This is a genomic window from Rhizobium sp. BK376, assembly GCF_004341625.1.
GTDB lineage: Bacteria > Pseudomonadota > Alphaproteobacteria > Rhizobiales > Rhizobiaceae > Rhizobium.
This window is the reverse complement of record NZ_SLZG01000040.1, coordinates 22456-28852: the sequence shown is the minus strand read 5'-3', so window position 1 is coordinate 28852 and position 6397 is coordinate 22456. Positions and strand designations below refer to the sequence as shown.

The window sequence follows — 6397 nt, the reverse complement described above, 5'->3', positions numbered from 1 at the left end:
GCCAGCCGCGGGTTAAGGCACTGCTGTCGGACGAGCACTTCTCGGTGGACGGTACCTTGATAGAAGCCTGGGCCAGCATGAAGAGCTTCAAGCCCTTAAACCGCCGCGACGGTACGGCTCGACGAAATTATATCATCCCTTGCCGCTGTCCAGGCATTCTCACGAACGCGGGTTACCGTGCCAGGTAGTTCCACGGCAGAAGCCCGTCAATCTGTTGTTGCTTGTAGCCATTGACGATAGCCGTGAGCGTGCTGGCGAGATATGCAAACGGATCGACGGGGTTGAGGTTGCAGGTCTCGATGAGCGAGGCGGTGGTTCTTGTAGCTGATGGTCGATGAGGTCATCTCACCGAATTATCCGCCACCCGTTAAGTTGCCGACAACGTGACATCGCCCGATCTGGCACTGGATGCCGATAGCGGCGAGATCATCGCTCACGTCATGACCGACCAGGACGCTGGCGACGCTTCACAGCTGGAGGTGCTGCTCGACCAGATCGACACGCCGATCGGCCAGTTCACGGGCGATGGCGCCTATGACGGCAACCCGACCTATGACGCCGTCACCAGGCACAGTGCCGGTGCTGTCGTGGTCATTCCGCCACGCGCCAATGCGGTGGAACGGCCGGACGCCGATCCTTCGAGCCAGCGAGACCGACACATTGCGGCGATCAACACCGCTGGCCGAATGAAGTGGCAGGTCGCGACCGGCTACGGAAAACGATCCCTGGTCGAGACCGCGATCGGTCGTTACAAATCGATCATCGGACACCGGCTGCGGGCGCGCTCATTCGGAGCGCAGCGGACGGAAGTCGCCATCGGCTGCTCGGTCCTCAATCGAATGATGGCATGCGCACGCCCGAAATCCGTCCGCTGCAAGACTGCAACGCCGTAGCTACAGCATCAAAGACGGAATGCCGTTCTTTCAACGACCCGCGCACCAAAGCCCACCGACGTCGTTTGGATTGCAACGCGTTACTACTATAGTTTGTATTGGCTACTTGCATGAACTCTTACCTGGTTGCCAAAACGGGAGGCTGGGACATTTGCTTTGCTCAGAACTGGTGAAAGCACTTGAGGGCGTGAAAAATATGCTAATATGCGAAATTTAGGAACGCTACGTTAACCGGTCATTAACCAACATTTTTTAACCATGCGTATGCTCGGAACCGAATAATAATCTCCGGATACTAAGTACTACTCGCTGATTATGCATGCGTCCGGAGTTTATTCTGTGTCCACGACATGCAGTCGCGGTTTCTCAATATACGGTTCGGCGTTGCGCCATGACTGTGCGACGTTCCTTGGAACGGTCTTCGCTGCAGCGAAACACGTAGCCGCTGGAATTCGAGATTGCTAAATCTTCGTCTTTGCAGGCTGGGCGTCAGCAGCAGCGCAGCAAAAGTGGCCCGCGTCGAGGCGGACAGACGGATCACATGTTCGGCATTCCCGATGGCAGCGTGAGCAGCGGTTATCAGAAACGCGGCACCAAGCCTGGACGAAAGACGGATTTTACGAAGGATCCTGCCGTCATCGCCCGACGGCGGCAAGCGTTGGTGAGCCGGCGTGTCGCCGAGTGATGTGAGCGATCCGGTTGAGAAAGCTAAAGTATATGATTGCGCCCGAGCCATCCGCCGCCGACCGGGCTGCGCAACCCTGACCAGCTCCACCCGGACGGCGGCTCGCGCTTGCGTATCCATAACTATAGAATCTTGCATATTCAGTAACATTGGATAGTATGGCGTCGCGTTTCTAAATTGCTTACTTTGTCTCATCTTTAAATAGCTGTGACAAATCTTTATCATAGACACCCTTGGCATCTTCGTTCGGTTTGGCCGTTGCTCATCTCCCATTGGCTTGCCGCCAGAATAGCTCGTCCATGCGAGGCGCGAAGCAGTTTATCAACGTATGCGGAAGAGTCGCTTTCAAACAGAGCCAGGCATCACGCGGCTGCGACGGCCGTCTGTGCCCGGCGCCGACTGCGCAGACGCTGCAGCTGACCATCGGCAAGGACGCCGATCAGGATCACCGTGCCCATCACCGCAAAATTCAACGAGGAGGGGATACCGAGAAGATTCACCAGGTTCTGAAGTACCTGGATCAGCACAGCCCCGAGTGCCACGCCGAGGATCGATCCTTCGCCGCCACGTAGGGAGCAACCGCCAAGCACCGCGGCGGCGATTCCATAGAGTTCGTAGAATGTCCCGTGGGATGCCGGCGAGATCGAGCGGGTATACATGGCGAAATAAATCGTCGAAACGCCTGCAAGGGCCGAGCATATTACATAGGCCCAGATCGTCATCGTCTTGGCATCGATGCCGGAGTAGCGCGCCGCCTCTTCGTTCTTACCGACGGCGAAAAGGTATCGGCCAAAGACGGAACGATGCAGGAGTACGGCCAAACCGATCGCCACCACGACGAAAGCAATGAAACTATTTGGGATGTTGTAGATGCGCCCGGTGGTGAGCCATTCCAGCGTCGGAAAACTTTGGCCGAAATCGAACCCGGCTGTTGCATCATCCGTATAGAAACGTGCCGCACCGCGGTAAATCAGAAGCCCGCATAGGGTGACCACGAAGGGCTGAAGTCCGGCGCGCGTGATAAGCAGGCCATGGACCAGACCAATCGCGACGCCAGCAGCGATGATGAGGACGCTTGCTAGGATCCAGTTGATTCCGTAAGCCGAAACCGCCGTGATGAAGATAACGCCCAGAAACGCAAAGACTGATCCGATGGACAGGTCGATGCCGCCCGTGATGATCACGAAGGCGACGCCCAGCGAGAACATGCCGTAGAGACCGACCAGGTTAGCGGTGTTCGATAGATTTGCGATCGAGATGAACCTCGGATTGATAAGAGCGACAACCACTCCGATCACCAGGATGAGGATCAACAGACCCAGATCTTTTTTCAGCATGTTTGTTCCTCAGTGTGATCCGCCGACGGCCAGGCGCATGATATTTTGTTCGCTAAGTTCGGCACGTTCGAGTGTTCCGGAAATCGATCCCTCATGCATGACGGCGACCCGGTCGCTGACGCCGATGATTTCTTCCATGTCGCTTGAGATCATTAGGACCGCGATGCCGGTGTCGGCGAGCTTGCGCATGATTGCGTAGATTTCGCTCTTCGAGCCGACATCGATGCCGCGCGTCGGCTCGTCGAGGATCATCAGCTGCGGCTCCATCGACAGCCATTTGCCGAGAATGATCTTCTGCTGATTGCCGCCGGACAACGTACCCGCGATTGCCTCAACGGAATGACTCTTGATGCGGAGCGCGGATCGCTGCTTCTGCGCGCGTTCGCTTTCCTGGTGGGTGTCGATCAATCCTGCCTTGGCGAAGCGTCGGAGGCTGGCGAGCGAAATGTTTTCGCGGATTGACATATCCAGAACCAAGCCAGATGCCTTGCGATCCTCGGGCACGAGATATATGCCGCGTTTTATCGCGTCGGCCGCCGATTTCGGCTGGAATGGCTGGCCCAGTAGTTCAATCGCTCCCGAGCTTGGTCTGTCGATACCAAAGATGACGCGAGCAAGCTCAGTTCTGCCCGCGCCTATCAATCCACTCAGGCCAAGGATCTCACCGCGACGAATATCAAGATCAATGCGGCCGGCTGGATGGGCGGCGGTCGCAAGACCCCTGATCTTAACGAAATCATTGCCCGAACGGATTCCTGGCGGGTTGTAGACTGACGCAAGATCGCGCCCGATCATCAGCCGGATCATCGCTTCTCGTGTGATCTCCGCGCGCTCCAGCTCCCCCACAACCGCCCCATCACGCAGAGCGACGACACGATCAGCGGAGCGTTGTATCTCGGTCAGGCGATGGGTGATGAAGATGACGCTGACACCCGAGGCTTTGAGTTCCGCGACGACGTCGAGAAGACGATCGGTCTCACTGGCTGTCAGACTTGAGGTGGGCTCGTCCATGATGATCAGGCGGGCGTTGAATGATAGGGCCTTGGCGATTTCCAGCATTTGCCGCTGGGCGATCGACAGTTGGGCAACCAGGGTGTCTGGAGAAAAGCTGCAGCCCAGGCGCTGCAGGAGCGGACGCGCCTGTCGCCGCAAAGCCTCGCGGTCGATTAGCTTCAGAAAATTCCCGACGCGCGGCTCTCGGCCGATAAAAATGTTGGCCGCCGCGTCAAGATTCTCAAAGAGATTGAGCTCCTGGTGCACGAAAGCAATGCCGGCGGCAGTCGATTGCGAGACTGTTAAGGCGGTAAAATCCAGTTCCCCGACCGAGATCACACCGCCCGTTGGTTCAACGACGCCACCGAGGATCTTCATTAGCGTGCTTTTGCCGGCACCGTTTTCGCCGATCAGACCCAGAACTTCGCCCGTGCGGACATCGAGACTAACATCCCTTAGGGCTCTGACAGCAACATAGGTCTTGGTGACGTTTTTCAGGGAGAGGAGCAATTGAGACATGGCATACTCTGAGAGCGTGTAATGCGAGCCGCCCGTAGGCGGGCGGCTCAAGAAGCGCATCCCGAGATCGGTTATTTGCCGCTCATCCAGGCTTTGACCTGGTCGGTGAAGGCATCGACATTGCTCTTGTCGATGATCTGCGTCGGGATGATGATCAGGCCATCCTTCGGGATGAAGGACTTGTCGCCTTCGATATAGCGAGCAAGATCCTTCATGCCCTGGTAGCCCCATTCGAAAGGCTGCTGGACAACGGTTCCGGCGATCGCGCCCGACTTGATGCCACCAAGCGTCGCCTGATCGTTGTCGAAGCCGACCACCGTGACCTTGCCGAGCTGGCCTGCCTCCTGAAGAGCCAGATAGATCTGCGGCGTGTTGTAGGCAAAGACGCCGATCATGCAGTTGATGTCACCTCGTGCCGTCAGAATGTCGGCGACGTTGCTCTTGGCGCGGGTCTGGTCCATTTCGTCGGAGCGGACATCGACGATCTCGATCTTGGTGCCCTGGATACCTTCCTTGATGCCTTCGAGGCGCTCATGGGTCAGGTCGGCACCCGGAAGGCCGGCGAAGGCCACGCACTTGCCGCCATCCGGCAGGTTTTTTTTCAGGATTTCGGCGGCTTGCTTTCCGGCGTTGCGGTTGCTGGACCCGATATAGGCAACGCGCTTGCTCTGCGGCGCATCGCTATCAGTCGTGAACAGAAGCGTCTGGCCAGCGATTTTGTTCAAAGCTTCGGTCTGGGTCTTGGGATCGACCGAGCTGATGATAATTCCGGCAGCGCCGCCCGCGACGAGGTCATCCAGTAGCCGGTCCTGCACAGCGGCTGTCGACTGTTCCGGGTATTTGATCTGGACCGTATAGTTGGGCAGCTCGGCCTGGGCCTTCTTCATACCCGCTTCCGCAAGCTTCCAGAAGTCAACGGCGCCGTTTGCCACGAAATAAAGCTGCTTCTTCTCCGCGGCGGATGCCGCCGAGACCATGCCATTTAGCGCAAGTGCGGAAATGACGCCTAACAATAGACCACGTTTCATCGGTTTTCCTCCCATATGATGAAATAGCAAGCCGCCCGGTGGGCTGGCTTTGAGATACGAATAGGATGGCTGCAAATGTGTATCGGCCGCCTCGGAGCACCGGCGCCGACCGCACAAGTTCAGGTAGAATAGGCGCCGCCGTCGGCGAGGATGGCCTGCGCGGTCATGTAGGACGATTCATCAGACGCTAAAAATACGAAGAGCGGCGCGATTTCCCCGGGCAGGCCCTGGCGCCCAAGCGGCACCATCGAGGAGACCTTGGACATTTGCTCGGTTTCGCCGCCCATGAAATCGATGATCGGCTTGTTGAATGCGGTGTCGACCCAGCCGGGACAGATGGTGTTGACGCGAATGTTGTGATGAGCAAGTTCGATCGCCAATGTCGAGGAGAACGAAATCACTGCGCCTTTCGAGGCCGAATAGAGCGTCAGTCCCGGTCCGCCCCGCTTGGCAGCGAGCGACGCAGTGTTGATGATCGAACCCTTGCCGGATTTCTTCAAATGCGGAACCGCGTGTTTGGCGCCGAGAAAGAGGCCTTTGACATTGACTGCGAACAGCCGATCAAACGTCGCCGTATCGAAGTCAAGAATGCTACCGGACATCATCAGGCCGGCGTTCTGTGCCAATACGTCGAGACCGCCGAGCCAGTCGACGGCGTCGCCGATAAGATTTTCGACGCTTGTTTCGTCGGAGACGTCGACGCGCACAAATTTGACCGAGGGACCGAATTCCTCTGCGACCTTTGTGCCGCGCTCGGTATCGATGTCGCCAATCACGACTTTGGCGCCTTCCGCGATGAAGGCCTGGACCGCTGCCTTGCCGATATTGTCGACCGCGCCGGTGATGACGATCCTCTTACTGTCAAGTCGCATGTGTCACTCCTGAACTCCTCGCACCAGACGATCCGGGCCCGATCTGGTTGGCATAATCTTAGCGTGATTA

4 protein-coding genes and 4 pseudogenes are annotated in these 6397 nt (G+C 57.4%); 3 read left to right on the top strand and 5 right to left on the bottom strand.

Annotated elements, in window-relative coordinates; translation table 11 throughout:
• Positions 1–116, top strand: a pseudogene (locus tag EV561_RS34315) (IS5/IS1182 family transposase); the annotation flags it as partial.
• Between the two features lie 56 nt (positions 117–172).
• Here EV561_RS34315 and EV561_RS34310 read toward each other — a convergent pair.
• Positions 173–316: pseudogene (locus tag EV561_RS34310) on the bottom strand (transposase domain-containing protein); the annotation flags it as partial.
• A gap of 82 nt (positions 317–398) precedes the next feature.
• Between EV561_RS34310 and EV561_RS34305 the strand changes: the two are divergent.
• Both EV561_RS34305 and EV561_RS38230 read left to right on the top strand, forming a co-directional pair.
• A pseudogene (locus EV561_RS34305) lies at positions 399–893 on the top strand (transposase); the annotation flags it as partial.
• Between the two features lie 403 nt (positions 894–1296).
• Positions 1297–1578, top strand: a pseudogene (locus EV561_RS38230) (ISNCY family transposase); the annotation flags it as partial.
• A gap of 362 nt (positions 1579–1940) precedes the next feature.
• Here the strand turns inward: EV561_RS38230 and EV561_RS34295 are convergent.
• The 4 genes from EV561_RS34295 to EV561_RS34280 form a co-directional block, all read right to left on the bottom strand.
• Positions 1941–2915 carry an ABC transporter permease gene (locus tag EV561_RS34295; protein WP_132528353.1) on the bottom strand — a complete coding sequence of 325 codons (975 nt, stop codon included), beginning with the start codon at positions 2913–2915 and terminating at the stop codon, positions 1941–1943.
• A gap of 9 nt (positions 2916–2924) precedes the next feature.
• A complete protein-coding gene (locus EV561_RS34290) occupies positions 2925–4427 on the bottom strand; it encodes a sugar ABC transporter ATP-binding protein (RefSeq protein WP_132528352.1) in 1503 nt (500 codons plus the stop codon).
• Positions 4428–4498: 71 nt separating this feature from the next.
• Positions 4499–5455 (bottom strand): sugar-binding protein, encoded by a 957-nt coding sequence (locus tag EV561_RS34285; RefSeq protein ID WP_132528351.1) that lies wholly within the window; start codon positions 5453–5455, stop codon positions 4499–4501.
• Positions 5456–5574: 119 nt separating this feature from the next.
• The gene (locus EV561_RS34280) at positions 5575–6327 is read right to left on the bottom strand and encodes an SDR family oxidoreductase (protein ID WP_132528350.1); all 753 of its coding nucleotides are present in this window, start codon (positions 6325–6327) and stop codon (positions 5575–5577) included.
• Positions 6328–6397: the final 70 nt, after the last annotated feature.